The following is a 1962-nucleotide window of genomic DNA, read 5'->3' on the forward strand; positions in this document are numbered from 1 at the left end:
GCCGGCAGCCGGGCCGGCAACGGCGACGGCGGCAGCAGCGGAGACGCCAAACTTCTCTTCCATCATCTTGACCAGCTCGACGATGTCCATGACGGACTTCTCGGCGATCGCGTCAAGGATTTCCTGATTTGAAAGTGCCATTTCTAAAAACCTCGATTGACTAGTGTGTGAACCAAACCGCTTACCCGATCAGGGAAAGTGAATGGAAAAACTGTGGCCAGATAACTGCTCTGGGGACTCGACTCAGGCCGCCTGCTTCTGATCGGCCACCGCTTGCACGGTGCGCACGAACTTGGCAGTCGGTTCTGCGAGGGTACGAACGAACTTCGACACCGGGGCCTTCATGACGCCCATGAGCATGGCCAACGCCTGCTCCTTGGACGGCAGCGAAGCCAGACGTTCGATGTCCTTCGAGCCATACAGCTGCCCGCCGATCGAAACCGCCTTGACCACCAGCTTGTCGTTATCCTTCGCGAAGTCCTTGATCACGCGACCAACAGCACCTGGATCGTCCAGCGAGAATCCAAGCACCAACGGTCCGACCAGCGCGTCGCCCATGCACTCGAACTGAGTGCCGGCCAGTGCGCGCTTCGCCAGCGTGTTCTTGACCACGTGCAGATAGATCCCGTTCTCACGGGCCTTGCTGCGCAGGATGTCGAACTTGCCGGCAGACAGTCCGCGATATTCGGCTGCAACAGCCGACAGCGCGCGTGACGCCACTTCATTCACTTCCGCAACCAGGGCCTTCTTGTCTTCAAGACGCAATGCCATTAGACGCGAACCTCCTGGTGATGCTGCGTTACAAACAGGACCGGGCCTTGCGGCTCGATCCACTTTTACGGAACCCTGTCGACGTGAGTCTTCAGGGCTTACCGTCTGCGTCAGCGGCTCTTGCGAACCTTTAACCTGCCTGGCCGCGTGAGCGGTTTCGGCCCTACTGACGGTCTCGGACGGCGTGGCGGTGAGGCCACACTGTCAAGTTCCGAAAACCGGAATGCGCAGAACGCATCCCGGTCATTTGTTTCTTATTCCGGCAGCGACGACAGCTCGACCGGCACGCCGGGGCCCATCGTCGTCGACAGCGTTACCCTGCGGATGAACACGCCCTTCGAGGTCGCCGGCTTCTGCTTGCGGATATCACGCAGCACGGCGAGCAGGTTTTCCGTCAGCTTGGCGGTTTCGAAATTCGCTGCACCAATGGAGCAGTGAATGATGCCGGCCTTGTCGGTGCGATAACGGGCCTGGCCCGACTTCGCATTGCGAACGGCTTCGGCAACGTTCGGGGTCACCGTGCCGGTCTTCGGATTCGGCATCAGGCCGCGCGGACCGAGCACCTGACCGAGCGCACCAACAACGCGCATCGTGTCCGGGCTGGCGATGACGACGCCGTAGTTCAGGTCGCCTTCCTTCATCTTGGCGGCCAGGTCTTCCATACCGACCACGTCGGCGCCAGCGGCCAGGGCTTCAGCAGCCTTGGCACCCTGGGCGAACACGGCAACGCGAACGGTCTTGCCGTTGCCGTTCGGCAGCGTCGTCGAACCGCGGACGTTCTGGTCGGACTTCTTGGCGTCGATGCCGAGGTTGAGCGACAGGTCGAGCGATTCCTTGAACTTCGCGGTGGCGCAGGACTTCAGGATTTCGATGGCCTGGTCGACCGGATAGGCCTTGCCCGGCTGGATCTTGTCGGCGAATGCTTTCTGACGCTTGGTCAGCTTGATCACGGTTGCCATGTTCTTAGCCCTCCACCACGTCGATGCCCATCGAGCGGGCCGAACCAGCGATCAACTTGACCGCGGCTTCCATGCTGCCGGCGTTGAGATCCGGCCACTTGGTCTTGGCGATCTCGGCGGCCTGAGTCTTGGTGATCTTGCCGACCTTCTTGGTGTGCGGAGTCGGGCTGCCCGACTCGACACCAGCGGCCTTCTTGATCAGCACCGTGGCCGGCGCGGTCTTGGTGATGAA

2 protein-coding genes and 2 pseudogenes are annotated in these 1962 nt (G+C 61.1%); all 4 read right to left on the reverse strand.

What is annotated here, in order from left to right:
* Positions 1-141, reverse strand: a pseudogene (rplL, locus tag QZY06_RS10395) (50S ribosomal protein L7/L12); the annotation flags it as partial.
* A gap of 102 nt (positions 142-243) precedes the next feature.
* Positions 244-771, reverse strand: a complete 528-nt coding sequence (gene rplJ / locus QZY06_RS10400) for a 50S ribosomal protein L10 (protein ID WP_022974905.1) — start codon at positions 769-771, stop codon at positions 244-246.
* Between the two features lie 254 nt (positions 772-1025).
* Positions 1026-1721 (reverse strand): 50S ribosomal protein L1, encoded by a 696-nt coding sequence (gene rplA / locus QZY06_RS10405; protein WP_028474979.1) that lies wholly within the window; start codon positions 1719-1721, stop codon positions 1026-1028.
* A gap of 13 nt (positions 1722-1734) precedes the next feature.
* Positions 1735-1962, reverse strand: a pseudogene (gene rplK / locus QZY06_RS10410) (50S ribosomal protein L11); the annotation flags it as partial.

It is taken from the genome of uncultured Nevskia sp. (assembly GCF_903885465.1).
Taxonomy (GTDB): Bacteria; Pseudomonadota; Gammaproteobacteria; order Nevskiales; family Nevskiaceae; genus Nevskia.